The organism is Mycolicibacterium sediminis (assembly GCF_010731735.1).
GTDB classification, from domain to species: Bacteria; Actinomycetota; Actinomycetes; order Mycobacteriales; family Mycobacteriaceae; genus Mycobacterium; species Mycobacterium sediminis.
Genome location: NZ_AP022588.1, coordinates 4,897,481 through 4,921,547, shown reverse-complemented (window position 1 = coordinate 4,921,547; position 24,067 = coordinate 4,897,481). Strand labels below are relative to the sequence as shown.

22 protein-coding genes are annotated in these 24,067 nt (G+C 69.0%); 12 read left to right on the top strand and 10 right to left on the bottom strand.

All coding sequences use genetic code 11. The features are described from left to right. Window positions 1-13: 13 nt before the first annotated feature. Together G6N64_RS23530 and G6N64_RS23525 are read right to left on the bottom strand one after the other, a co-directional pair. Entirely contained in the window at window positions 14-2,926 is a 2,913-nt protein-coding gene (locus tag G6N64_RS23530; protein ID WP_163800253.1) for an MMPL/RND family transporter, read from the bottom strand. After that, the gene (locus G6N64_RS23525; protein ID WP_163800252.1) at window positions 2,923-3,354 is read right to left on the bottom strand and encodes an MmpS family transport accessory protein; all 432 of its coding nucleotides are present in this window, start codon (window positions 3,352-3,354) and stop codon (window positions 2,923-2,925) included. The genes G6N64_RS23530 and G6N64_RS23525 overlap by 4 nt, the downstream gene beginning before the upstream one ends. 211 nt (window positions 3,355-3,565) lie before the next feature. On the opposite strand from G6N64_RS23525, the gene G6N64_RS23520 reads away from it, so the two are divergent. Beyond that, on the top strand, window positions 3,566-3,985 hold the full coding sequence (locus tag G6N64_RS23520; RefSeq protein ID WP_308206626.1) for a DUF732 domain-containing protein: 420 nt from the start codon (window positions 3,566-3,568) through the stop codon (window positions 3,983-3,985). Window position 3,986: 1 nt separating this feature from the next. Here the strand turns inward: G6N64_RS23520 and G6N64_RS23515 are convergent, their stop codons facing one another. Next, entirely contained in the window at window positions 3,987-5,186 is a 1,200-nt protein-coding gene (locus G6N64_RS23515) for a cytochrome P450 (RefSeq protein WP_163800251.1), read from the bottom strand. Between the two features lie 134 nt (window positions 5,187-5,320). Between G6N64_RS23515 and G6N64_RS23510 the strand changes: the two genes are divergently transcribed. Both G6N64_RS23510 and G6N64_RS23505 read left to right on the top strand, forming a co-directional pair. Continuing rightward, window positions 5,321-5,941, top strand: a complete 621-nt coding sequence (locus G6N64_RS23510; RefSeq protein ID WP_246230774.1) for a TetR/AcrR family transcriptional regulator — start codon at window positions 5,321-5,323, stop codon at window positions 5,939-5,941. Continuing rightward, complete coding sequence (locus G6N64_RS23505; protein ID WP_163800250.1) at window positions 5,938-6,873, top strand: LLM class flavin-dependent oxidoreductase; 936 nt, start codon at window positions 5,938-5,940, stop codon at window positions 6,871-6,873. Before G6N64_RS23510 ends, G6N64_RS23505 begins: the two co-directional genes overlap by 4 nt. Here G6N64_RS23505 and G6N64_RS23500 read toward each other — a convergent pair. Continuing rightward, complete coding sequence (locus G6N64_RS23500) at window positions 6,870-9,353, bottom strand: glycogen/starch/alpha-glucan phosphorylase (RefSeq protein ID WP_163802067.1); 2,484 nt, start codon at window positions 9,351-9,353, stop codon at window positions 6,870-6,872. The genes G6N64_RS23505 and G6N64_RS23500 overlap by 4 nt on opposite strands. Window positions 9,354-9,436: 83 nt before the next feature. Continuing rightward, window positions 9,437-10,177 (bottom strand): SDR family NAD(P)-dependent oxidoreductase, encoded by a 741-nt coding sequence (locus G6N64_RS23495; RefSeq protein WP_163800249.1) that lies wholly within the window; start codon window positions 10,175-10,177, stop codon window positions 9,437-9,439. Here G6N64_RS23495 and G6N64_RS23490 point away from each other — a divergent pair. Genes G6N64_RS23490 through G6N64_RS23465 form a run of 6 tightly spaced genes read left to right on the top strand, consistent with a single transcriptional unit; the run spans window position 10,176 to window position 16,360 of the window. Next, window positions 10,176-10,784 (top strand): hypothetical protein, encoded by a 609-nt coding sequence (locus G6N64_RS23490; RefSeq protein WP_409370778.1) that lies wholly within the window; start codon window positions 10,176-10,178, stop codon window positions 10,782-10,784. The genes G6N64_RS23495 and G6N64_RS23490 overlap by 2 nt on opposite strands. Continuing rightward, complete coding sequence (locus G6N64_RS23485) at window positions 10,775-10,984, top strand: hypothetical protein (RefSeq protein ID WP_163800248.1); 210 nt, start codon at window positions 10,775-10,777, stop codon at window positions 10,982-10,984. Before G6N64_RS23490 ends, G6N64_RS23485 begins: the two co-directional genes overlap by 10 nt. A gap of 25 nt (window positions 10,985-11,009) precedes the next feature. Continuing rightward, a complete protein-coding gene (locus G6N64_RS23480) occupies window positions 11,010-11,792 on the top strand; it encodes a potassium channel family protein (RefSeq protein ID WP_308206625.1) in 783 nt (260 codons plus the stop codon). 6 nt (window positions 11,793-11,798) lie between these two features. Next, entirely contained in the window at window positions 11,799-12,869 is a 1,071-nt protein-coding gene (locus G6N64_RS23475) for an NAD(P)H-dependent amine dehydrogenase family protein (protein WP_163800247.1), read from the top strand. Between the two features lies 1 nt (window position 12,870). Further along, on the top strand, window positions 12,871-14,595 hold the full coding sequence (locus G6N64_RS23470) for an Hsp70 family protein (protein WP_163800246.1): 1,725 nt from the start codon (window positions 12,871-12,873) through the stop codon (window positions 14,593-14,595). 10 nt (window positions 14,596-14,605) lie between these two features. Next, on the top strand, window positions 14,606-16,360 hold the full coding sequence (locus G6N64_RS23465) for an acyl-CoA dehydrogenase family protein (RefSeq protein WP_163800245.1): 1,755 nt from the start codon (window positions 14,606-14,608) through the stop codon (window positions 16,358-16,360). Window positions 16,361-16,367: 7 nt separating this feature from the next. On the opposite strand, the gene G6N64_RS23460 is transcribed toward G6N64_RS23465, so the two are convergent. Then, a complete protein-coding gene (locus G6N64_RS23460; RefSeq protein ID WP_163800244.1) occupies window positions 16,368-17,447 on the bottom strand; it encodes a class I SAM-dependent methyltransferase in 1,080 nt (359 codons plus the stop codon). 65 nt (window positions 17,448-17,512) lie between these two features. On the opposite strand from G6N64_RS23460, the gene G6N64_RS23455 reads away from it, so the two are divergent. Further along, the gene (locus tag G6N64_RS23455) at window positions 17,513-18,214 is read left to right on the top strand and encodes an SHOCT domain-containing protein (RefSeq protein ID WP_409370777.1); all 702 of its coding nucleotides are present in this window, start codon (window positions 17,513-17,515) and stop codon (window positions 18,212-18,214) included. A gap of 4 nt (window positions 18,215-18,218) precedes the next feature. Here the strand turns inward: G6N64_RS23455 and G6N64_RS23450 are convergent, their stop codons facing one another. Together G6N64_RS23450 and G6N64_RS23445 are read right to left on the bottom strand one after the other, a co-directional pair. Continuing rightward, complete coding sequence (locus G6N64_RS23450; protein WP_163800243.1) at window positions 18,219-18,845, bottom strand: MBL fold metallo-hydrolase; 627 nt, start codon at window positions 18,843-18,845, stop codon at window positions 18,219-18,221. Then, the gene (locus tag G6N64_RS23445; RefSeq protein ID WP_163800242.1) at window positions 18,842-19,927 is read right to left on the bottom strand and encodes an S-(hydroxymethyl)mycothiol dehydrogenase; all 1,086 of its coding nucleotides are present in this window, start codon (window positions 19,925-19,927) and stop codon (window positions 18,842-18,844) included. Before G6N64_RS23445 ends, G6N64_RS23450 begins: the two co-directional genes overlap by 4 nt. A gap of 111 nt (window positions 19,928-20,038) precedes the next feature. Between G6N64_RS23445 and G6N64_RS23440 the strand changes: the two genes are divergently transcribed. Together G6N64_RS23440 and G6N64_RS23435 are read left to right on the top strand one after the other, a co-directional pair. After that, on the top strand, window positions 20,039-20,863 hold the full coding sequence (locus G6N64_RS23440) for a serine hydrolase domain-containing protein (protein ID WP_163800241.1): 825 nt from the start codon (window positions 20,039-20,041) through the stop codon (window positions 20,861-20,863). A 109-nt stretch (window positions 20,864-20,972) separates the two neighbouring features. Then, on the top strand, window positions 20,973-21,485 hold the full coding sequence (locus tag G6N64_RS23435) for a DUF3145 domain-containing protein (protein ID WP_163800240.1): 513 nt from the start codon (window positions 20,973-20,975) through the stop codon (window positions 21,483-21,485). 90 nt (window positions 21,486-21,575) lie between these two features. On the opposite strand, the gene G6N64_RS23430 is transcribed toward G6N64_RS23435, so the two are convergent. Together G6N64_RS23430 and G6N64_RS23425 are read right to left on the bottom strand one after the other, a co-directional pair. Continuing rightward, a complete protein-coding gene (locus G6N64_RS23430) occupies window positions 21,576-22,469 on the bottom strand; it encodes a diacylglycerol kinase (protein WP_163800239.1) in 894 nt (297 codons plus the stop codon). Beyond that, window positions 22,466-24,046 carry an FAD-binding oxidoreductase gene (locus G6N64_RS23425; protein ID WP_163802063.1) on the bottom strand — a complete coding sequence of 527 codons (1,581 nt, stop codon included), beginning with the start codon at window positions 24,044-24,046 and terminating at the stop codon, window positions 22,466-22,468. The genes G6N64_RS23430 and G6N64_RS23425 overlap by 4 nt, the downstream gene beginning before the upstream one ends. Window positions 24,047-24,067: the final 21 nt, after the last annotated feature.

Here is a 24,067-nt window from a genome sequence, read left to right as displayed (position 1 = left end):
TGCTCCTACGTTGTCAGGCGGTGGGGACGGGTTGGTCGACCTTGGCGGTCGGCGGTGGTGGTGTCGGCCAGGCCGACGGCAGGGGCCGGGTCCGGACGTTGCGGGGCCACCAGAACCAGCGGCCGAGGAGCGCCGCGATCGACGGCATCATCAGCGATCGCACGATGAGGGTGTCGAACAGCAGACCGAGGCCGATCGTCGTGCCCACCTGGCCGATGACGGTGAGTTCGCTGACCGCCATCGACATCATCGTGAACGCGAAGACCAGCCCCGCCGAGGTGACCACCGACCCGGTACCGCCCATCGAGCGGATGATGCCGGTGTTCAGCCCGGCGTGGATCTCCTCCTTGAAGCGCGCGACGAGGAGCAGGTTGTAGTCCGCGCCCACCGCGAGCAGGATGATCACCGCCATCGCCATGACCATCCAGTGCAGCTCGATGCCCAGGATGTGCTGCCAGATGAGCACCGACAGACCGAACGAGGCGCCCAGCGACAGGACCACCGTCCCGACGATGACGGCCGACGCGACGACGCTGCGCGTGATCAGCAGCATGATGATGAAGATGAGTGCCAGCGCGGAGATGCCGGCGATCAGCAGGTCGTAGTCGTTGCCGTCGGACATGTCCTTGAACACCGCGGCGGTGCCGCCGAGGTAGACCTTCGACCCCTCCAGCGGAGTGCCCTTGATGGCCTCCTTGGCGGCGTCCTTGATGGCGTCGATCCGGGCGATGCCCTCCGAGGACATCGGGTCGCCCTCGTGGGCGATGATGAACCGCACCGACTTCCCGTCGGGAGAGATGAAGTTCTTCATGCCGCGCTTGAAGTCCTCGTTGTCGAAGATCTCGGGTGGCAGATAGAACGAGTCGTCGTTCATCGACGCGTCGAAGGCCTCGCCCATCGCCTCGGCGTTCTCCGAACCCGCGGTCTGCTGGTCCTGCATGCCCTTCTGCGTGGCGTACTGGGTGAGCAGCATGGTCTTCATGGTCTGCATCGTCGAGATCATCTGCGGCATCAGCGCGGTGAGCTGCGGCAGCAACGAGTCGAGACGCTCCAGCTCGGGCAGCAGTGCCTGGATGTCCTCGGTGAGCGTGTTGACCCCGTCGAGGGTGTCGAACACCGACCGGATCGCCCAGCAGACCGGGATGTCGTAGCAGTGCGGTTCCCAGTAGAAGTAGCTGCGGATCGGGCGGAAGAAGTCGTCGAAGTTCGCGATGCTGTCCCGCAGTTCCGCGGTGTGGACCGCGGTGGTCTTGAACTTCTCGACCATCGAGTGCGTGACGTCGGCCATCTGCTCGGTCAGGCCCGACATCTTGGTCAGCGAGTCGATGGTCGTCTGCATGTCGTCGGCCTGCTTGCGCAGGTTGACCATCATGTCCTGCATGTACTTCTCGTTCAGCTTCTGGGTGGTGCCCTGCATGCTGATCAGGAACGGGATGGAGGTGTGCTCGATCGGCTTGCCCTCGGGGCGCGTGATCGTCTGGACGCGGGCGATGCCCTCGGTCCGGAAGACGGCCTTCGCGATCTTGTCGATGACGAGGAAGTCCGCCGAGTTGCGCAGGTCGTGGTCGCTCTCGACCATCAGCAGCTCGGGGTTCATCCGGGACTGCGAGAAGTGCCGGTCGGCGGCCGCGTAGCCCGCGTTGGCGGGCAGGTCTGCGGGCAGGTAGTTGCGGTCGTTGTAGTTGGTCTTGTACCCGGGCAGCGTCAGCAGACCGACGAGGGCGAGTGCCACCGTGCCGATCAGGATGGGTCCGGGCCAGCGCACCACGGCCGCGCCGACCTTGCGCCAGCCCCGGGTCCGCAGCGCCCGCTTGGGCTCGAGCAGCCCGAACCTGCTGGCGACGGTGACGATCGCCGATCCCAGCGAGAGGGCCGTCAACACGCAGACGACCATGCCGATGGCAAGCGGGACGCCCAGGGTCTGGAAGTACGGCAGCCGCGTGAAGGACAGGCAGAACGTGGCGCCGGCGATGGTGAGCCCGGAGCCGAGCACGACGTGCGCGGTCCCGCCGAACATCGTGTAGTAGGCCCGTTCCCGGTCCTCGCCGACGCTGCGCGCCTCCTGATACCGACCGATCAGGAAGATCGCGTAGTCGGTGGCGGCGGCGATGGCGAGCGTCACGAGCAGGTTGGTCGCGAACGTGGAGAGCCCGATGATCTCGTGGTAGCCGAGGAAGGCCACCACGCCGCGTGACGCCGACAGCGACAGCACCACCATGACGAGGACGATCAGGATGGTGGCGATCGACCGGTAGACCAGCAGCAGCATCACGATGATGACGCTGAAGGTCGCGATCTCGATCATCGTCATGCTGCGGTCGCTGGCGATGTGCTGGTCGGCGGCCAGGGCCGCGGGACCGGTGACGTAGGCCTTGACGCCGTCGGGCGCCTGGACGCTGTCGACGATGTCCTGCACCGCTTCGATCGACTCGTTGGCGAGCGTCTCACCCTGATTGCCGGCGGTCTTGACCTGCACGTAGGCGGCCTTGCCGTCGGAACTCTGCGAGCCCGTCGCGGTGAGCGGATCGCTCCAGAAGTCCTGAATGGACTGGACGTGCTCCGGGTCGGCCCGCAGCTTCTCGATCAGCTTGTCGTAGTAGTCGTGCGCCTCGTCGCCCAGCGGCTGCTCGCCCTCGAGGACGATCATCGCGGAGCTGTCGGAGTCACCCTCCTGGAACACCTGCCCGACGCGCTTCATCGCGATCATCGACGGGGCATCGGCGGGGCTCATGGACACCGCGCGCATCTGGCCGACGGTCTCGAGCTGCGGCGTCACCGCGGGAGTGTTCAGGATGGCGATGACGACGATCCAGCCGAGGATCACCGGGAGCGCGAAGGTGCGGATGATCCGCGGGACGAACGGTCGTGCGTACTGCGAGGTGGCCGGGAACGCGTCGGTGTCCGCGTCCGAGGTCGGGGAACTCATGCAGATTTCACCAGGCAGAACGTCTGGGCGGCGACGCCGGTGGACGTGCGTTCGTCCTTCACCTCGTCGTCCACGGTGACGCGGCACGTGATCGAGGTGCCGTCGCCCTGCGCGACGATGTTGGGTTGCGCGGCCGGCGCGGTGGTGCTCAGCGTCAGCGACCACGGCAGCATGGCGCCGTCGACCCGCTGCGGCTTGGCGTCGAGGTCGAGGTAGTTGATGTCGGCGTAGGCGCCGGGATCGCCGAAGATCTCGTACTTGACGATCTTGGGGTCGAACGGCTCCGGGTCGTCCGCGAACTGCACCGGCGTGACGGTGATGCCCTCGGCGCCGAAGAAGGTACGGATGCGCGACACCGTGAACCCCGCGATCAGCACCACCACGAGGATCAGGATCGGGATCCACGTCTTCTTCAGCACGCCGGTCACGGCGACACCCCATTCATCGTGTGTGCAGTCACTTTTCTCATCGCCGTCACAGGTTAGCTAATGTAACTGATAGATTAGCCTGGTTAAGTTATTCATGGCGACCCCCACTCTCGCCGCCATCGTGTGACGGGGACCACTGCCACCGAAGGGCTGGTCACGGGGTTGCGAGACAAGTCAATCACGTCGGTCGTCGGATAGGGTAAGTCCTCAAATGGGTACACACGGAAACCGCTGGATGCGTGCGGGCATCCTCGCGACGCTGGGAGCAGCGACCATCACCTTCGCGGCACCGGCGAACGCCGACGTCGACACCGACTTCACCAACCAGCTGCACACCTACGGGATCTACGGCGGCAAGGACTACAACGCCTGGATCGGCAAGATCGTGTGCAAGCGCATGCGCACCGGCCTCGACGCCAACGCCTACGAGGCGGCGACCTTCCTCAAGCTGAACCTGGACAAGGACAGCACCGAGGCGCAGGTCTACCAGTTCCTCGGTGGCGCCATCCAGTTCTACTGCCCCGATCAGCGACCGGTGCTCGAGCGGCTCGCCGGTCAGCCCGCCGCCACGGCCCCCGTCGACGAGGCCGATCCCGGCCCCGCGGGGCCGCCGCTGCCGTCGGAGCGCTGACTCACACCCTCGCGGGCATCCGGTCCCAGCCGCGCACGGCGGCGGTCGCGACCAGCGTCGCGTCGGTCAGGTCGACATCCCACTCGGGGAACCGCTGGAGGATCTCGTCGAGCGCGATCCGCCCCTCCAGCCGCGCGAGCGCCGACCCGAGGCAGTAGTGCGCGCCCACGCCGAACGCGAGGTGGGCCCGCGCCTCCCGGTGAATGTCGAAGACGTCGCCGTCGGGCGGGAACTGCCGGTGGTCGCGGTTGGCGGCACCGGTGAGCAGCAGCATCGCGCTTCCGGCCGGCACCGTCGCGCCGTGGTACCCGACGTCTCGGGTGACGTATCTGCCGACGTTCTGCGCGGGCGGTTCGAATCTGAGCAACTCCTCGATGGTCTGCGGTATCAGTGACCGGTCCGCCGCCACCTGGCTGCGCTGGTCGGGATGCTCGGCGAGCACCTTGCCCGCGAAGCCGATGAGTCGCGTGGACGTCTCGTTGCCCGCGGTGGCCACCACGTTGAGGTACATCAGGAGTTCGTCGCGGGTGAGCCTGCGGGTCACCCCGTGCTCGTCGGTGAACTCGACGGTCAACAGGTCGGTCATGATGTCGTCGGAGGGGTGCTTGGCGCGCCACTCGACGTAGTCGGCGAACATCTGGCCGACGTCGAGGCCGTCGGCGGCCAACTTCATCGGCGCACCGGACTCGGTCTTCATCTGCTCGTTGCCGTGGTCGCGGATCGACTCCTGATCGGACTCCGGGATGCCCAGCAGCAGGCCGATGGTCTTCATCGGCATCTGCGCGCCGAGGTCGGTCACGAAGTCGAACCGCCCCGAACCGATCAGCGGATCGAGGCTCTGCGCGCAGAACGCCCGGATGCGGGCCTCGAGTTCGGCGACCTTGCGGGGGGTGAACATCCGCGCCACCAGCTTGCGGTGGATGTCGTGCACGGGCGGATCCTCGAACACCAATGTGCCCGGCGGGATCTCGATGTCGGCCTTGATGAGTTCGAGGATCACCCCGCGTGCCGAACTGAACGTGCGATGGTCGACGAGTGCCTTCGCGACGTCCTCGAACCGGGTCAGCGCGTAGAAGTCGTACTGCTCGTCGTAGTAGAGCGGCGCCTCCTCCCGCAGTCGCCGCAGCATCGGGTAGGGATCGGCGTTGAGTTCCTGGTCGTACGGGTCGTAGTGCAGTTCCTCGGAGGACGTGACCGACATGGGGAGAGTTCTCGCTTCCGGTGGCTGACGCTGCACTGACAACTGTCAGTGCAGCGCTGACGAATGTCAATGGTGCGCTGACGAACGTCAGGCACACTTGACCGCGCGGTGCGCACGGGTGTGACAATGACCGGGTGACGCGATCGGTGCCCACGGGCGGCCTCCGGCCCAGGGCCGCCGAGGTGCAGCGCCGCCAGACGTACGAGCGCGTCTTCGCTGCGGCCATCGCCGAGTTCAAGCGGGCGGGCATGGCCGACGCCGACATCGGTGCGATCGTCACCGCGGCGGGCGTCGCGCGGGGCACCTTCTACTTCCACTTCCCGTCCAAGGAGCACGTGCTCCTCGAACTCGAACGCCGCGAGGAGAAGCGGATCGCCGCCGAGATGACGCGGTTCACCCGAACGTCCGAGGTGCTGCCGGACATGCTCGCCGAGGTGGTCCGGGTGGTGGTGGCGGCGGAACGCCGGCTGGGACCCCGGTTGTTCAAGGACGTTCTGGCCGTGCACTTCTCGCCGTCGAGACCGCCCGACGACGAGTGGAGCGACCACGAGATCATCGTCGTGCTCGTCGATCGGATCGAGGCCGCCCGCGATCGCGGCGAGGTGGACCCCTCGGTCGAGGCGAGCCTGTCCGCGATGTTCTTCCTCCTCGGCCTGTACGCACTGCTCACCACGACGCAACGCTCGAGCAGGGTGCGCGCGTTCATGCTCGACGCCTTCGTGGCCCAGTTCTGGCGCGGCATCGAGGCCCGGTGACCGCCGCACCCGACGTCGGCGTCTACGTCCCGCAGATCGGCCTCACCTACGACGACCTGCTGCACCGCGCGACGCGATGTGAGGAACTCGGCATCGGGTCGCTGTGGCTCTACGACCACATGTACGGACCGGGGGCGCCCGACGTCCCGTCGCTGGAGGCCTGGACGCTCGCCACGGCGCTGCTCGCGAAGACGAGCCGGCTGCGGGTAGGACACATGGTGCTGTGCAACCAGTTCCGGCATCCCGCGGTACTCGCCAAGATGGTCACGACACTCGATCAGATCTCCGGAGGTCGGCTCGCCATCGGCCTCGGCAGCGGGTCGATCGCCGACGAGCACGACCGGATGGGCCTGCCGTGGGGCACGTTGCGCGAACGGTCCGAACGACTCGGCGAGACGCTGGAGATCCTGACCCGCGCGTTCGCCGACGGGGTCGTCGACTTCGAGGGCCGGCATCACCGCGTGCGGGACCTGCCCATCGTGCCCGGCCCGGTGCAGACGCCGAGGCCGCCCATCGTCGTCGGCGGGGTGGGCGAGAAGTACACCCTGCCGCTGGTCGCGCGCTACGCCGACGTGTGGAACGTCCCCACCTACGCGCTCGACGACCTCGAACGTCGGGTCGACCTCCTCCGGTCGGCGTGTGCGGACGTCGGCCGCGACGCAGGTGAGATCGTGCTCTCGGTCGAGGCCGTCATGGCGCTCGCACCCGACGACGCCGCGCTCCCCGGAGTGCGCGCCCTCGCCGAGAAACGCTTCGGTGGACCGGGATTCGGTCTGCGGGACGGCGGCCTGGTGGGCACGCCGAACCTGGTCGTGGACCGCATCCGCGAACTGGCGGCGATGGGCTTCGGGCAGATCGTGCTGTTCACCCACGACCGGGCGTCGGACCGGACGCTGGACCTCCTGGCAGCCGAGGTGATCGGCGCGCTCTAGTCGTCGACCGTCACCGTCACGGGACCGACGTTCCAGATGTCGTCGCAGTACTCGGTGATCGCACGGTCGGAGGAGAACTTGCCGCTGCGTGCGGTGTTGAGGATCGACATCCGGGACCAGGCGTCGGGGTCCTGCCATGCCGCCGCCACCCTGTCCTGGCACTCCACGTAGGCGGCGTAGTCGGCCATGACCAGGAACGGATCGTCGCGGGTGAGGTTGTCCACCAGGGGTCGGAACACCTCGACGTCACCGTGGGAGAACTGCCCCGAGGAGATCAGTCCCAGCACGGCCTTCAGTTCCTCGTCGGCGTCCACGTAGTCCGCCGGACGGTAACCGTCGCGCTTGACCTGCTCCACCTCCGACTCGGTCAGGCCGAAGAGGAAGAAGTTCTCGGCGCCGGCCTCCTCGCGGATCTCGACGTTCGCGCCGTCGAGCGTGCCGATCGTCAAGGCGCCGTTGAGCATGAACTTCATGTTTCCGGTACCCGAGGCCTCCTTGCCCGCGGTCGAGATCTGCTCGCTCAGGTTGGCCGCCGGGTAGATGAGGTGTGCGCTCTGCACGTTGAAGTTCGGCACGAACACGATCTTCATGAGCCGGTTGACCTCGGGATCGCCGTTGACCGTCTCGCCGACCGCGTTGATCAGCTTGATGATCCGCTTGGCCATGAAGTAGCCGGGCGCGGCCTTGCCGCCGAACACGTACGCCCGGGGCGCGAGGTCGATGCCGGGGTTCTGCTTGATGCGCAGGTACTGGCGGATGATGTGCAGGACCGACAGGTGCTGACGCTTGTACTCGTGGATGCGCTTGACCTGGATGTCGAACATCCACGTCGGGTCCAACTCGACGCCCACCGTCGAATTCAGGTAATCGGACAGGCGGGACTTGTTGGCGCGCTTGACCGCTCGCCACTCGCTGCGGAAATCGGGGTCGTCGACGAACGCCTCCAGGCCACGCAGCCGGTCGAGGTGGGTCAGCCAACCGTCCCCGATCGTGCGGTCGAGCAGCGACCGCAGACCGGGGTTCGACAGCGCCAGGAAGCGACGCGGCGTGACGCCATTGGTCTTGTTGGAGAACCGCTCCGGCCACAGCTCGAAGAAGTCCTTGAGCACACTGGCCTTGAGCAGGTCGGAGTGCAGTGCCGCCACGCCGTTGATCGCATGGCTGCCGACCGTCGCGAGATGCGCCATCCGCACCGTCTGGCCGTTCTCCTCGCCGATCAGCGACATGCGTCGCACGCGCTCGACGTCACCCGGGAAGTGGGCCCGCACCTCGTCGAGGAAGCGGCGGTTGATCTCGTAGATGATCTCCAGGTGGCGCGGCAGTGACTCCCGGAACAGGTTCAGGGACCACTTCTCCAGTGCCTCCGGGAGCAGCGTGTGATTGGTGTAGCCGAACGTCGCGACCGTGATGCGCCACGCGTCGTCCCAGTCCAGACGGCGCTCGTCGACGAGGATGCGCATCAACTCGGCGACACCGATCGACGGATGGGTGTCGTTGAGCTGCAGGGCGAATCGGTCGGGCAGGTCGTGCAGGGAGGCGTCGGCCAGGTCGTCCATGATGTGGACGACGTGCTGCAGCGAGCACGACACGAAGAAGTACTGCTGCAGCAGGCGCAGCCGCTTGCCTGCCTCGGGTTCGTCGTTGGGGTAGAGCACCTTCGTGACCGTCTCGGAGGTGACCTCCTCCTCCACGGCCTTGTAGTAGTCGCCGGTGTTGAACGCGTCGAGCGCGAACGACTCGACGGCCCGCGCACTCCACAGCGTCAACACGTTGCAGGTGTGCACGCCGTAGCCCTGGATCGGGGTGTCGTACGCGACGCCTTTGATGACCTGCTTGGGCCACCATCGCACGCGGACCTGGCCGTGGTCGTCGACGTACTGCTCGGTGTGGCCGCCCCAGTTGACGAGGTAGTTGACGTCGGGTTTGGCGATCTCCCAGGGGTTTCCGTTCGCCAGCCAGTTGTCGGTGAGTTCCACCTGCCAGCCGTCGGAGAACTCCTGGCGGAAGATGCCGAACTCGTAGCGGATGCCGTAGCCGATCGCCGGCCGCTCGAGGGTGGCCAACGAGTCGAGGTAGCACGCGGCGAGCCTGCCGAGGCCGCCGTTGCCCAGCCCCGGCTCGGGCTCGCAGGCCAGCACCTCCTCGAGTTCCTGACCGAGCGACGAGAGCGCGGTGGCCGCCGCGGCCTCGATGCCGAGGTTCAGCAGGTTGTTGCCCAGCTGCGGGCCCATCAGGAACTCCGCCGACAGGTAGCAGGTCACCTTCTTGCCGAGGTCCAGCGACGTCTGGGTGGACGCCACCCGGTTGTCCTGCATGCGGTCGCGAACCGCGAGCGCGAGCGCGCGGTAGTAGTGCTCGGGCTTCAGGGCCGCCGCGGGCCGGCCGATCGAGTACCGCAGGTGGTCGGTGATCGCCTCCCGCAGGTCGTCGGCGTCCAACCCGGATCGCAGGTGCGAGGCTTCGGAGGCAGCTGTGTTCACTACGTCGGCGGTCACCGCGCGATTGTGGCAGTGATCCGTGCACTCGGCAGGCCGAACAGGCGACGGCGAGGTGAACTCGAAGGTCAGCCCGCGCCCTTGCCGTTGTCCACGCGGTACACCGCGCCGTGCACGGCCGCCGCGTCGTCGCTGGCGAGGAAGGCGATGGTCTTGGCGACGTCGATCGTCGCCATGAAGCCGCGCGGCGAGGCGATCCGCATGATGAGGTCCCAGTCGGCGTCCTCGGGAGCGGCGAACTCGGTGGTCTGGGCCGTCGGCATGCCGCCCGGACACACGGCGTTGACCCGCAGCTGGGTCTTGGTGAACTCCACGGCCAGCGCGCGCGTCAACCCCACCAGGCCGTGCTTGGCCGAGCAGTACCCGGCCGAGTACACCTCGCCCTCGACGCCGGCGATGGAGCTGACGTTGACGATGTTGCCGGCGGTCTCCAGGAGGTGGGGCAGTGCGGCACGGCACAGGAAGAACGGGCCGTTGAGGTTCACCGCGAGGTCGCGCTCCCAGTCCTCGTCGGTCGTCGACGGGGTGTGTCGCATCTGATGGAAGCCCGCGACGTTCACCAGGACGTCGAGCCGGCCGAACGCGTCGACGCAGTCGCGAACGGCCCGCCTGCACGCGGCGGAGGAGGTCACGTCGACGGAGGCGAACCGGCCCTGCGGGATGTCGGCGAACACGTCGGCCATCCGGTCGGCGTCGCGGGCGATGCCGAAGACCGACGCGCCGCGCTCGGCGAACAGCGCCGCGGTCGCGGCACCCAGTCCGGCCGAGGCGCCGGTGATCAGGGCGACCTTGCCCTCGAGTGCAGTCATGACCGAACCATCTCACGAAATGAAACCGCAGACGCTGCCCGACATCGCTGCGATACTGCAACGCATGTCGATCACCCGTGCCCTGGCCGTGGCCGCCACCGCCGTCTGCGCCACGGCGACCGCGACACTCGGGTTCGCGGGACCTGCCCAGGCCGACCAGGTGATGCAGGGCGTCTACGGCTACACCCAGGGCGACGTCACCGCGGAGTGGACCATCTACCCGAGTTGCGTCCCCACCGTCGGCGACCTGCGCGCCAACCTCGAACTGCCGGTGGCCTGCCGCCTGCACGTGGCGCCCAGCAACACCTACGTCGCGGGCGGCGACGCCCGGTTGACGAACAACGTCTGGCAGTTCTCGACGACCAAGAAGAACGGCATGACCTGCCCGGACGGCGTCACCAAGGCGCCCATCATGGAGACCTACGAGTTCGACGACATCACGATGACCGGCACGCGATCGGTGTCCTATGCCGACGCCTGCAACGGTGAGGTCCTCGGCAACCTCGTCACCTATCCCTTCACGCTCGCCTACAAGGGCCCGCTGTCCATCCCGGTCGACCGGTACCCGCTCTACTGCGAGCCCGGCGGCCTCAAGAGGTGCTTCTGAGCGCCGAACCGATCGTCTGTCAGCACTGCGGTGGACCGACCGAGTTCCGCCGCTGGGGTGACCCCGTGGAGTTCAGCGGCGACGACGTGCTCGTGACATACCGCGCGACGTGCACGGCGAGGTGCCCGGGCTTCCAGCAGACCGCCGAGGCGACCGTCGAACCCGACGGCGAGTACTCCGTCTGGGAGTCCCGGTACTGAGGCGCATCCGGTTTAAGGTCGGCCGGTGACGTCTTCGGTCGCCGAACCCACCCGGCTCTCGCGCTACCAGAGCAGAACCGAGTGGTGGCTCGCCGTCATGGCATTGGCGTTCATGGCGCTGTACTCCGTCGACGTCCTCGCCAGACCGGGCGGCAGCGCCGGCGCCTGGCTCGACCGGTCGATGATCGTCATCTGGGCCTGCTTCGGGGCGGACTTCCTCGTCCGACTGTCCCTCGCATCGCCACGGGGGAGGTGGCTGCTGTGGCACCTGCCCGAGGTGGTGATCCTCGTCCTGCCCGTGCTGCGCCCCCTGCGACTGCTGAGCCTGACGATCGTCATCGGCTACCTGCAGCGCGCGATCGGTCACACCATCCGCGGCCGGGTCACCGTGTTCACCTCGTGCGGGGCGGTGCTGCTCATCTACGCCGCGGCGCTGGCGATGCTGGACGCAGAACGGGACCACAACGATCACATCAACAACTTCGGCGACGCGCTGTGGTGGTCGTTCACCACGGTGACGACCGTCGGATACGGGGACACCGTGCCCGTCACGGTGGCCGGCCGTCTCATCGCAGTAGCCCTCATGGTGGCCGGTGTCAGCCTGCTGGCGGTCGTCACCGCGACGCTGGCGTCGTGGATCGTCGAACGCGTCGCCGAGGAGGACACCGCCAGCCAGGCCGTGACTGCGGCGCACATCGCCGAACTGCGCGACGAGATCCGGCGTCTCACCGACGCCGTTTCGCGTTCGGCGCCGACCGCCCCCTCCTATGGTGAACCCGATGATCGACGGCCGACGAAGGGTGACTGACGAGCGATGACCAAGCGAGTCGTGGTGTGGGGAACGGGTTTCGTGGGCAAGATGGTGATCGCCGAGATCGTGCGACACCCCGTCTTCGAACTCGTCGGGGTGGGCGTCAGCAATCCGGAGAAGGTCGGCAGGGACGTCGGCGAGATCTGTGGTCTCGACCCGGTGGGCCTCGCGGCCACCGACGACGTCGACGCCCTGATCGCGCTCAAGCCCGACGCGCTCGTCCACTACGGCCCCACGGCCGCGCAGGCCGACGACAACATCTCGCTCATCACGCGGTTCCTGCGCGCGGGCATCGACGTGTGCTCGACATCGATGACCCCGTGGGTGTGGCCCGCGATGTCGCTGAACCCACCGAACTGGATCGAACCGGTCACGCAGGCCTGTGAGGCCGGCCAGTCGTCGTGCTTCACCACCGGCATCGACCCCGGGTTCGCCAACGACCTGTTCCCGATGACGCTGATGGGGCTGTGCGGCGAGGTGCGCAGCGTGCGCGCGTCGGAGTTGCTCGACTACACCAACTACGAGGGCGACTACGAATTCGAGATGGGGATCGGCAAGCCCCCCGAGCACCGACCACTGCTGGAGAACCCCGACATCCTGGTCTTCGCCTGGGGCGCGACGGTCCCCATGATCGCGCACGCCGCCGGCATCGAACTCGACGAGATCACCACCACCTGGGACAAGTGGGTGACCCCGGTCGAGATCACGACCGCCAAGGGCGTGATCCCACCGGGCAACGTCGCCGCCGTGCGCTTCACCATCAACGGGGTGTTCCAGGGCGAGCCGAGGATCGTGCTCGAGCACGTGAACCGGGTCGGCGTGGGGTCCGCCCCGGACTGGCCGACGGGCAACGACGACGACGTCTACCGGGTGGACGTCGAGGGCAGCCCGAGCATCTCCCAGGAGACGAAGTTCCGGTTCACCGACGGCTCCGGGCGTGACGCCGCAGCCGCCGGTTGCCTCGCCACCGGGCTGCGCGCACTGAACGCCGTCCCCGCCGTCAACGACCTGCCCCCGGGCTGGGTGACGGCACTGGATCTGCCCCTCATCGCGGGAGCGGGCACAATTCGTTGACGTGACGGACGGACGAGGGCTATCGGTAGGCGCCGGCTTCCTGACGGCCGTGTCCGTCGGTCGCGCGGCCGTCCGCCGGACCGCCGTCCTGACGTCCTACGGACACCGGCCGTCCGAGGTCGGCGTGCCGTCGGAGAATCCGAGGCTCGTCGAACGCGGACTGGTGCTCACCGACTTCGTGGACAGGGTCGGCGACCCGGTCGCCCTCGTGGCGTCCGACGGGTCCTCCCACCGCGCCGAGGTCGTGCTGGCGGACGCCCTGCGCGCGATGCTGCTCGCGCTGGGACCGTCCGGCGCGCCCGTCGGCATCGCCTACCCGGCGCACTGGCGGCCGACTGCGGTCGAGGCGCTGCGAGGGGCGGTGTCCGCGGTGCCCGAGTTCCGCGCGCCGGTGCAGCTGATCCCGGACGCGAGGGCAGCGCTGGTCGCCGTCCGGCAGGACCCCGGCGTCCCGACCCGCGGCGTCATCGCGCTGTGCGACCTCGGCGGCACCGGCACCGGCATCACGCTGGTCGACGCGGCGGCCGACTTCACCCCGATCGCCCCGACCACGCGCCATCTAGACCTCTCGGGCGACCTCGTCGATCAGGCCCTGCTGCGCCACGTGATCGCGGAGCTGTCCTCGGCCCCCGACCTGACCGGCACGTCGGCCATCGGCTCGCTGGCACGCCTGCGCGCCGAATGCCGCTCGGCCCGGGAGCGTCTGTCGGCGAACGCCGTGACCTCGCTTCCCGGTCCCGGTGGCGAGATCCGTCTCACGCGCCCCGAACTCGACGAGACCATGCGGGGACCCCTCGCCGGCTTCGCCGCCGAGCTGGGTGACGTGTTGGCGCGCAACGGCGTTCGTGGCGCCGACCTCGCCGCGGTCGTGACCGTCGGCGGTCTGGCCCGCACCCCGCTGGTCACGACGACTCTCTCCGAGCACTTCCGGGTCCCCATCGTCGTGGCTCGCCACCCGGAGTTGTCGGCCGCCATCGGGGCGGGCACGAGCGCCGCGAGGGCGACGGTCGTCGACGGTCCCACGTCGGTGGCACCCGCCGCAGCCGTGGTGGCGGCGGCGTCCGCACCGACCGGCCTGGCACCTGCGGCGGCGGCCGCTCCCACGGTCGGCGGCTCGGCACCGGCACTCGCCTGGTCGGAGGCCGACGACGACATCCCGGACGTGATACCCGGGCCCGACTACGACCCCGAGGCCGAGGCCGGCGACGCGCGGCCCCAGGTGGCGTTCGCCGAACCCGAGCCCGTCGAGCGCCGGCCGGTGCCCTGGCACCGCAGCCCCGTCGTCGCGATGGCGGCAGGGCTCGCCGTGGTCCTGGCGGTCATCGCCGTGGCGCTCGTCGTCGTCCTCGGTGACGACGACGAGTCGACCGCCCCCACCGAGACCACCGTTCCCGCCACGTCGTCCGCCCCGGGAAACGAGCCCTCTCAACCGGCACCCGCGCCCGAACCCGCGCCGGGAACGGTCGAGGCCCCCGCGCCGGCACCGCCGGCGATCGTGACCGAGCAGGCACCGCCGCCCCCGGTGCCGACCCAGGCCCCGCCGCCGTCCACCGAGGCGCCCCCGCCGCCGCCCGCGACCACCGAGGCGCCCCCGCCACCGGCGACGACCACCGACGCACCCCCGCCGTCGTCCAGCACCCGGCCGCCGGTCATCCCGACCCTGCCCTACCAGACCATTCCCGGCCTGCCGTTCGTTCCGTCACCGTTCCAGCCGCAGCAGCCCTAGTCTCGGAGCCATGACCGCCGCACCGCAGACCGACGGGTTGCTCTTCAACCCCAACACCTACGACCCCAGCGAGTTCGACGCCGAGACCCGCCGCCTGCTGCGGGCCACGATCGACTTCTTCGAGGGCCAGGGCAAGAAGCGCATCCTCGACGACGACCTCAAGGCGCAGTGGCCGGCCGACTTCGTCGAGTTCGTCAAGCGGGAGAAGCTGTTCGCGACCTTCCTGACCCCGTCGGAGTTCGCCGACGGCAACCCCGACAAGCGGTGGGACGGCGCCCGCAACGCCGCACTCGCGGAGATCCTCGGCTTCTACGGCCTGACCTACTGGTACACCGAGCAGGTCACGATCCTCGGGCTCGGACCGGTGTGGCAGAGCGAGAACAAGGACGCCAAACTGCGCGCCGCCGACGACCTCGAAGCCGGTGAGGTGATGGCGTTCGGACTGAGCGAGCGCGAGCACGGCGCCGACGTCTACAGCACCGACATGATCCTCACGCCCGCCAGTGAGGAGGATCGGGCCGACGGCATCCTGTACCGGGCGTCGGGGGAGAAGTACTACATCGGCAACGGCAACGTGGCGAGCCTGGTGTCGGTGTTCGGCAGGCGCGGCGACGTGGAGGGCCAGGACGGGTACGTCTTCTTCGCCGCCGACAGCCGCCACGAGGGCTACCACCTGATCGACAACGTCGTGCACATGCAGATCTACGTCAGCACGTTCCGGCTGGAGAACTACCCCGTGCGCGCGGAGGACATCCTGCACACCGGCGTCGAGGCGTTCAGCGCCGCGCTGAACACGGTCAACGTCGGCAAGTTCAACCTGTGCTCGTCGTCGATCGGCATGACCGAACACGCCTTCTACGAGGCCATCACGCACGCGCAGAACCGGATTCTGTACGGCAACCCGGTCACCGACTTCGGCCACGTCCGGGTGAACTTCGTCGACGCCTACGCCCGCATGGTGGCGATGAAGGCGTTCAGCAGGCGTGCGGTCGACTACTTCCGCAGCGCCAGCCTGCAGGACCGGCGGTACCTCCTGTTCAACCCCATGACCAAGGCCAAGGTCACCATGGAGGGCGAGACGGTGATGCGGTCACTGCACGACGTGATCGCCGCGAAGGGCTACGAGAAGAACACCATGTTCCGCGAGGTGGCCCAGCTCATCGGCTGCCTGCCGCGCCTGGAGGGCACCGTCCACGTCAACGTCGGTCTGGTGCTGAAGTTCATGCCGAACTACATGCTCAATCCCCGTGAGTACCCGGCGATCCCGACCCGCAACGAGGCCGCCGACGACACGTTCTTCTGGCAGCAGGGCCCCACCCGCGGTGCCGGTCAGGTTCAGTTCGCCGACTGGACACCGGCATACGAGGCGCACGCCCACGTCCCGAACGTCGCCGTCTTCTACGACCAGGCCACCGCCTTCCGCGAGTTGCTCGTCACCGCGGCACCCGATGCGGCACAGGTCAAGGACCTCGACTTCATGCTCGACGTCGGGCATCTGTTCTCCCTCATCGTGTACGGGCAGCTGATCCTGGAGCAGGCGGAGCTGACTGGCCTCGACGACGACATCGTCGATGCGATCTTCGACTTCCAGGTCCGCGACTTCAGCGCGTATGCCGTTGCGCTGCAGGGCAAGCCGACCTCGACGCCCGCGCAGCAGGAGTGGGCACTGGGCGCCATCCGCAAGCCCGTACCGGATCCGGAACGGTTCGATCGGGTGTGGCAGCGGGTGCGCGCGTACGACGGCGCCTACGAGATGCGGCCCTGACGGGTTCTCAGTCGCGCGGCTGCTTCTTCTCGATCACGACCAGCGCCAACGGGATCCGAACCCCGGCAGGCGCGGCCGCCAGCCGTGCCGCGACACCCGCCTCCAGGGCGTGCGAGAACGCGTCGGCGGGGCGGTTGGGCGTCAGTTGACCGGCGAGGGTCGGGGAGAGGGCGGCGCGGACGAACGCCGCCCACTGGGCGCCGAAGGCGTCGGCCTTGCCGTCGCTGCGGTACTGCTTGAAGAACCGGTCCTCGCCGTCGAAGAGGTCCATGCCGGTGATGGACAACTTCTCGAAGGTTCCCGACGGCGCAAAGGGCGATTCGAAGTCCTTGGCCGTGCGGCCCACGATCGGGATCGACATCCCCGCGTACTCGTCGGCGGTGATCACGTCGCGCGCGACGAGTTCCTCGAGCGTCTCGGAGATGGCCGCGACCAACGGCCCGAACCCGAGTTGGCCGTCCTCGTCGACACCCATCGTCATGACCACCATCCGGCCGCCCGGACACAGCTCGCGGCCCCGGAACGCGACGAACTCGTGCCAGTCGAAGGCCGCCTGCCTGGCGTACGCCGCACGCACCGCCGGATCGCGGGTGTACGCCGCGAGCAGGTGGTCGCTCACCGGCATCGGCACCCGGGCCAGCCAGTGCAGCGCCCACGCCGACCACGCGAGGTTCACGCTGTTCGACGGCAGGATCTGCTTGTAGTACGACCGGCCGACCGCCGAGGCGAACGACGCGTCGTCGCGCTTCAGATAGCTGTCCGGGTCGTGACTCAACGTGCGGAACAGCGCGGTGAAGTCGTTGTCCGGCGCGTCGGTGTGCGTCACCAGGATGGAGTGCTCGGGCTGAGTGCGCTTGCGCAGCACCGAGATCGCCGAGCACAGGGGTAGCACCGAGTTGTAACCGGTGCCCGCGCCGTAGTCGGCGATGACGATCGGCCGCGGAACGCGGGGGATGGGTACCGCGGCCGCGGCTTCGTCGAACAGCGCCATCGCCCGGCGCAACCCCGCGGCCTGGAGGCGGGAGGCGGCGCTGTACCAGCTGCTGTCCGGCGGCTCCGGTCGCACCACCACGCTCGACTCTGGCATGGGGAGACGGTAGCCCCTCGATCTTGATCGTGACAGGTGAAACGGGCCGTGACAGACTGCCCCTCGTGAGCCGACGGACCGGGCCCCGAGTCATGACGCGCGCCGCCGTGTTCGTCATGGCGGTGTCGTTGATCGGCTTCGTGCCCGTGCTCGCCCTCAACGCCTTCGTCTTCGACGACTTCGACGCCTACGGCGAGGTGCCGGTGCCCGGCGCGAGCAGCCTCGAACTGCCGCAGGGCGAGGTCGACGTCAGCTTCCACACGCTGGTGATCGGCGGAGGCAACGGCGGGCTACCGATCCCGCAGATGTCCATCGGCATCGTCCCGCCCGACGGCGTCCCCGACCCGGTGCTCACCGAGGACGTCGGCACCACCACGTCGGTGAACAACGATTCGCGCATCAGGGTGTGGGTCGCCCAGATACCCGTCGCCGGGACCTACGAGGTGACGGCCGACGGCAACGTCGGCCCCTATCTCAATCCGACGCTCGCGTTCGGACACGGCACTCGGTACGGGTACCTGCCGTTCCTGCTCGGCGCGGTGTTCGGGCTGGCACTGCTGGCCCTCGTGACGGCGCGGGTGTGGGCTGCGCGCACCCGCCCGGCCGTCGTACCGCGCGGCTACGCCGCACCGGCGGCGACGTACGTGCCCACCGACCAGGGCGTCCGCCTGGAGCAACTCAGCACCCTTGCGCGCCTTCACGATTCGGGCGCGCTGACCGACGCCGAGTTCGCAGCGGAGAAGAAACGGGTGCTCGACGGTCTGTGAGCCGTCAGCTCCCGCGCGCCACCCACTCGTCGTAGTGGACGAGTTCGTCGCCGATGGTCGTGGTGTCGCCGTGGCCGGTGTAGACGACCGTCTCGCCGGGCAGCATGCCTAGCCGGCCCGAGATGGACTCCAGGATGGTGGGGAAGTCGGAGAACGATCGGCCGGTCGCACCCGGGCCGCCGCTGAAGAGCGTGTCGCCGCTGATGACGGCGTTCAGCTCCGGTGCGAACCAGCACACCGAGCCCGGCGAGTGTCCGGGGGTGTGCAGGGCGCGCAGTTCCACGTTGCCCGCCCGCAGCACCAGGCCGTCCTCGACGGGCTGGAAGTCGCTGTCGGGGTGGGTCATCCGCCACAGCACGTCGTCGGCGGGGTGCAGGAACACCGGCGCGTCGAGCGCCTTCCCGAGATCGGGTGCGACGGTCACGTGGTCGTTGTGGCCGTGGGTGCAGACCACGGCGACCACGTTGCGGCCGCCGACGGCGTCGATGATCGGCTGCGCGGTGTGCGCGGCGTCGAACACCACGACGTCGGAGTCGTCCCCGACGATCCAGATGTTGTTGTCGACGTCCCAGCTGCCACCGTCGAGTTCGAACGTCCCGCTGGTGACGACGCGATTCACGTTGGCGCTCACAGAATCACCACCGAACGCAGGACCTCGCCGGCGTGCATCTTGTCGAAGGCGGCCTCGATGCCGTCCAGGCGGATGCGCTCGGTCACGAACTTCTCCAGCGGTAGTCGGCCCTGGCGGTACAGGCTGATCAGGGTGGGGAAGTCGCGCTCGGGCAGGCAGTCGCCGTACCAGGAACTCTTCAGCGAGCCACCGCGGGAGAAGAAGTCGACCAGCGGCATCTCCAGCGTCATGTCCGGCGTCGGCACCCCCACCAGGACCACGGTGCCGGCGAGGTCGCGGGCGTAGAACGCCTGCTTCCACGTCTCGGGCCGACCCACGGCGTCGATCACGACGTCGGCGCCGAACCCGTCCGTGAGGTCCTGGATGGTCTCGACGACGTCGAACTCCTTGGCGTTGATGGTGTGCGTGGCGCCGAAGTCGCGCGCCCACGAGAGCTTCTTGTCGTCGGTGTCGACGGCGATGATCTTCTTCGCGCCGACCAGAGCGGCTCCCGCGATCGCCGCGTCACCCACACCGCCGCAACCGATCACGGCCACGGTGTCGTCGCGGGTGACGGCGCCGGTGTTGATGGCCGCGCCGAGACCTGCCATGACGCCGCAGCCGATCAGTCCGGCGACGGCCGGGTCGGCCTCGGGATCGACCTTGGTGCACTGGCCCTCGTGCACTAGGGTCTTGTCGGCGAACGCGCCGATGCCCAGGGCGGGGGTGAGTTCGGTGCCGTCGGTCAGCGTCATCTTCTGCGCGGCGTTGTGGGTGTCGAAGCACAGGTGCGGGCGACCGCGCTTGCAGGCACGGCACCGGCCGCACACCGCACGCCAGTTGAGGACCACGAAGTCGCCGGGCACGACGTTGGTGACGCCCTCGCCCACGGACTCGACGGTGCCTGCCGCCTCGTGGCCGAGCAGGAACGGGTACTCGTCGTTGATGCCGCCCTCGCGGTAGGTCAGATCGGTGTGGCACACCCCGCAGGCGATGACGTCGACGACCACTTCGCCCGGACCCGGATCGGGGATCACGATGTCCACCAACTCGATGGGCTGCTTCTTGCTCCGGGAGATCACGCCCCGCACTGTCTGACTCATGCCACCAACCTAATGGGTGGGCCCCGGCCGGGTGACGGTTCACCCGCGGCTCCCGGACCACTCGTGCGGGCGGCCGATCGACGCGTTTCGCCGAACTGGTGAGATGGCAGCGTGACCACACTCGACGCCCTGTCCGACTGGCCGGTGACCAACGCCTCGGCGGCCGTGGTCGGCCCGGCCGGCGTGCTGGCCACCCATGGCGACGCCGACGCGCGGTACGCGCTGGCTTCGGTGACCAAGCCCCTCGTCGCGCGGGCGGTGCATGTCGCGATCGAGGAGGGGGCGGTCGATCTCGACACTCCTGCGGGTCCGGAGGGATCGACCGTGCGGCACCTCCTCGCGCACACGTCGGGGCTGTCGATGCGCTCGGCCGAGGTGATCGCCGCGCCGGGGACGCGGCGCGTCTACTCGAACGAGGGCTTCGCCGTACTGGCCCGCACCCTCGAGGCGGAGTCGGGCTTCGACGTCGCAGACTATCTGCGCGAGGCAGTGCTCGAACCCCTCGGGATGCGGTCGAGCGCGCTCGACGGCGGTGCGGACGCGGCGGGCTACGGCGCGTCGGCGACGGTGTCGGACCTCGCGCGCTTCGCGGGCGAGCTGCTACGGCCCGCGCTGGTCTCGGCGGAGCTGCACGCCGAGGCGACCGCCGTCGCCTTCCCCGGCCTGGCGGGGGTGCTGCCGGGATTCGGCACGCAGCGTCCCAACGACTGGGGGCTGGGCTTCGAGATCCGCGACGGCAAGTCGCCGCACTGGACCGGCGCGGACAACTCGGCGCGGACCTACGGGCACTTCGGGCAGTCCGGCACGTTCCTCTGGGTGGACCCGACCGTCGACCTCGCGCTGGTGGTGCTCACCGATCGAGACTTCGGGGAGTGGACGCACGACCTCTGGCCTGCAGTTTCTGATGGAGTCCTGAGAGAATTCGGGGCACACTAGCGCAACACACGTCCCACAGGGCACAATAGACACGCGCGAAACATCTGCATCTATTCGGTAACGCCAGGCCGTTGGGGAAGACGTCCCAGGTAGCCCGAAGGAGCAGAGTATGCGTGCGTCGAACCAATTCGCCGACGCGACGACAGGCGTGGTGTATGTCCACGCCTCTCCCGCGGCGGTATGTCCCCACGTCGAGTGGGCTCTGTCGTCGACCCTTTCGGCGCGAGCCAACCTGAAGTGGACCCCGCAGCCTGCCGTGCCGGGGCAGCTGCGGGCCATCACCAACTGGCGAGGACCGGTCGGTACCGGCGCCCAGTTGGCCAACGCGCTGCGGTCGTGGTCCGTGCTGCGCTTCGAGGTCACCGAAGACCCGAGCGAGGGCGTGGACGGCCATCGGTGGTGCCACACGCCTCAGCTCGGGTTGTGGAACGGTGCGATGGGCGCCAACGGCGACGTCATGGTCGGCGAGATGCGGCTGCGCGCGCTGCTCGCCTCCGGCGCCGACACGCTGGCCGCCGAACTCGACACGGTGCTCGGCACCGCTTGGGACGAGGCACTGGAGCCCTGCCGCGGAGGCGGCGACACCGGTGAACTCACCTGGCTGAACCGCGGAGTCGGATAGCTCTTCTTTTTTCCGCCGAGCAGACGCAAACGTGCACAACTGGTCGGCGTGTCGAGCACATTTGGGTCTGCTCGCCGGGAAACGCGACCTTCAGTGCGGCCGTAGGACCGTCAGCGCGTCCGAGACCGCCGACACCTCCACGGGCAGCGGGCACGCGAACTCACCGTCGGCGTAGGCGTTGATGCCGGGGCAGTCGACCGTGATCACCGTGGCCCGCGCCGTGCGCACCTCGTCGAGGTCGATGTGCGTGCCCTTGAAGACGGTGGGGAAGAGGCGGATCAGCTTGGTACGCGACGCCGACTGGACCATCGTCACGTCGAGCAGGCCGTCGGCGTGGTCCGCGTCGGGACAGATCAGCATCCCGCCGCCGTAGCTCCTGGTGTTCCCGAAGGCGGCCAGCGTGAGGTCGGTGACCACTTCGTCGCCGCCGTCGAAGGTCAGCCGGAACGGCAGCAGACGCAACTTCGAGATCTCGGCGACCATCGCGAGGTTGTAGCGCATCCGGCCGTGCGGCCACGTCATCCGGTTGGTGCGGTCGGTGACCAGCGAGTCGAACCCCGCCGCCATGACCGTGCCGAACCACCGGTCCGTGCCATCGGCCCCCCGGATGCGACCGAGGTCCACCCGCTCGGAGCGACCATCGACGACGACGTCGGCGGCGGCCGCCGGATCGCCCGTCGGCAGCCCGAACTCTCGGGCGTGGTCGTTGCCGGTGCCGGCCGGGACGATGCCCAGCGGGACGTCCCCGCGGGCGAGCGCCTGCAGTGCCACCGAGATGATGCCGTCGCCGCCGACGACCACCACGGCGTCGGTGCCGCTCGCGAGTTCGTCGTCGAGCAGCCGTCGGGCGTGCAGCGCGTCGCTGCCCACGATCTCGCGCACGTCGACGCCCCGCTGCTGGAACCGCGCGACGGCGCGCTCGGCGGCGTGCGGCGCGTGGCCGTGCCCCGACGCGGGGTTGGTCAGGACGGTGACCCGGTTCACGGGATCAGCTTGCCAGGGTTCATGATTCCGGCCGGGTCGAGCACCGACTTCACCGCGCGCAGCACCTCGACGCCGAGGTCGCCGATCTCGTCGCGCATCCACGGGCGGTGATCGGCGCCGACGGCATGGTGGTGGGTGATGGTGGCGCCGCAGCGGACCATCGCCTCGGACGCCGCCGCCTTCGCCGCGCGCCACTGCTCGATGGGGTTGCCGCGCTGACCGGCGACCACGGTGAAGTACAGGGACGCACCGGTCGGGTAGACGTGCGAGATGTGGCACAGCACCAGTGCGGGGGTCCCGGATTCGCCCAGCGACGTCGTCAGCGCCTCGGTGACCGCCGCCTTGAGCGTCGACAGGTTGGACCACGTCGTCGCGGTCTCGAGCGTCTCGCACAGCGCGCCCGCGGACAGCAGCGAGTCACGCAGATAGGGAGCGCCGAACCGGCCGTGCTCCCAGGCCCGCGCCGGCGCCTCCCCGAGCGAGGTACCGCCCTGGGCCTTCAGCAGCGCCCTGGTCTCGGCGTGCCTGCTGTCGGCGTGCGCGGCGGTGCCCTCGAAGACGGTGATGGCCAGGCAACCACCGGTGACGGTCTGCTCGCCGATCGCCTCCGTGGTCGCGAGGTTGACGCCGGTCTCGGCCTCGTCGGAGAGCCGGATGACGGTCGGGCCCGCGCCGTTCTGCACCACGGCCCGCAAAGCCGTAGCGCCGGTGGTGAAGTCGGGGAACGACCAGGCTTCGTAACGCGTCGCCTCAGGTACGGGATGGACGCGCACCCGTACGGCGGTGATGACGCCGAAGGCGCCCTCGGACCCGACGATCAGCTGACGCAGATCCGGTCCGGCCGCCGACGCGGGTGCCCGCCCGAGGTCGAGCACGCCGGCCGGGGTGACGACGCGGACACCGCGGACCATGTCGTCGAACCGGCCGTACCCGGCCGAATCCTGCCCGGACGAACGGGTGGCCGCGAAGCCGCCGATGGTCGCGAACTGGAAGCTCTGCGGGAAGTGCCCGAGGGAGAAGCCGCGTTCGCCCAGTAGCCGTTCGGCGTCCGGCCCGGTGACGCCCGCGCCGAGCACGGCCTCGCCGGACGTTCCGTCGAGGGAGTGCAGGCGGTCGAGGCGGCGCAGGTCGAGTGAGACGACGGCCTTGAGGTCGCCGCGCGCCGGGTCCACCCCGCCGACGACGCTGGTGCCGCCGCCGAACGGCACGACCGCGATGCTGCGTTGGGCGCAATATGCGAGGACGGCCGCGACCTCGTCCTCGTCGGCGGGCAGCAGCACGGCATCCGGTGCGTCCTGGACGCCGGTGTCCCTGCGGCGCAACAGGTCCAGCGTCGACTTGCCGCCGGCGCGCAGCAGCCTGTCGCGATCGTCGGAGACGCAGTGCGCGTCGCCGACGAGGTCTCGCAGCCCCGCCGCGTCGGTCGCCGACAGGGCCGAGGGGCGGAGTCGGACCTCGTCGATGCTCGGCTCGGGGCGCGGCGTGGTGTCGACCCCGAGCGCCTGGTTCAGCAGCGTGCGGATGCCGTCGGAGAGGGGCTTCGCGGCAGCGGGGTCGCCCCACGCGTTCCATGCCATCGGAGGGCGGAGGTGGTCGTC